Below are 1,270 nucleotides of genomic sequence, written 5' to 3' on the forward strand. Positions count from 1 at the left end.
TTTCCTCATGTTTTCAAAAATCAATATGCCTTGAAAGGACTCTATCGTTTAGTGAATAATAGCGAGCTTAACTGTGCGGATATTATTAAGTCTTATCGTAAAGGGTTGATTGCGTATTCTCTGACACAGTCCTTACCAGATAAGAAACAATATTATTATCTGTTTCAGGATAGTACAGTGGGCAATTATCCTACCCGTCAGATGGATTTAGGCTACCTTCAAACCGGAAGCGATAATGGAGTATTAATACATAATGGTATTCTGACAGACAACCATTATGTACCTTTAGGCTTACCCATCCAAGAGTTCATACAAAGAGATAGGGATGATTATGGTAAACGTCATCAAAGACACCTGCGTCCTTTTGAAGAAAAGGAGAGTGCTAAATGGATTGAAGCCATTGATTTTGCCCGTAAATATGGACGTAAAACGGGTATATCGGTTGTACAAGTAGCTGATAAAGAAGCTGATGTGGCAGAGGTCTTCAATTATGCACTTACCCATCGACAACTCTTTATTATCAATGGCAGACATGACCGTAAACTCAAAAACAGTACTCAAACCCTGAAGCCCTATTTGCAAAGTTTAACCCCTGGTGGGATTGTTGAACGTTCGCTCTTAGATGCCAAAGGCAAAGCACACCTATGTGAGTGTCAGATTACTTTTGCAAAAGTTGACTTACAGGATTTAATTAAACCTATTTATGTACTCACCTTGCAGCAACTTCAACCTATCAAAGGACAAGACTTAGCCCATTGGATGATACTTACCAATGTGCCGGTAAAGACTTTAGCAGAGGCGGTAGCTATTATTGATACCTATACCCGCAGATGGACTACCTGTGAAGATTTTCATAAATGTCTCAAAACGGGTTGTAGTATCCAACAAAGACAATTACAATCCCCACAAGCACTCTTTAATACCATCAGTCTATTGAGTTTAATAGCGATTGGTTTATTAAGAACAAGATATTTAGCTCTCAAAGAGCATGCCCAGAAGACGACTAATCATCTGATTAATGAATTACTCTCACAGGATGAGTTAATGATGGCTGACATAGCTGCCGATAAATATCTGATGCCTATTGACTTAACTTTTGCCCAGAAGCATACCAATTTATGGTTTATGCTGCTTTTAGCCAGGATGGGAGGGCATCAGGGTATCAAACAGGCTGGTATGCCCGGATGGCAAACAATCTGGAAAGGTTGGATTTATTTCCAGGCACTTGTTGATGGTCTCAATATGTCAAAGAACTTATTTTTACAAAAAA

The 1,270-nt window shown here is 39.0% G+C and carries 1 protein-coding gene; it reads left to right on the forward strand.

Going from position 1 to position 1,270, the window contains the following annotated elements; genetic code table 11:
* Positions 1 to 30: 30 nt before the first annotated feature.
* The coding region (locus EWM59_RS27510; RefSeq protein WP_130024376.1) for an IS4 family transposase at positions 31 to 1,270 on the forward strand (1,240 nt) is incomplete at its 3' end.

Source organism: Emticicia agri, from assembly GCF_004168285.1.
Taxonomy (GTDB): Bacteria; Bacteroidota; Bacteroidia; order Cytophagales; family Spirosomataceae; genus Emticicia; species Emticicia agri.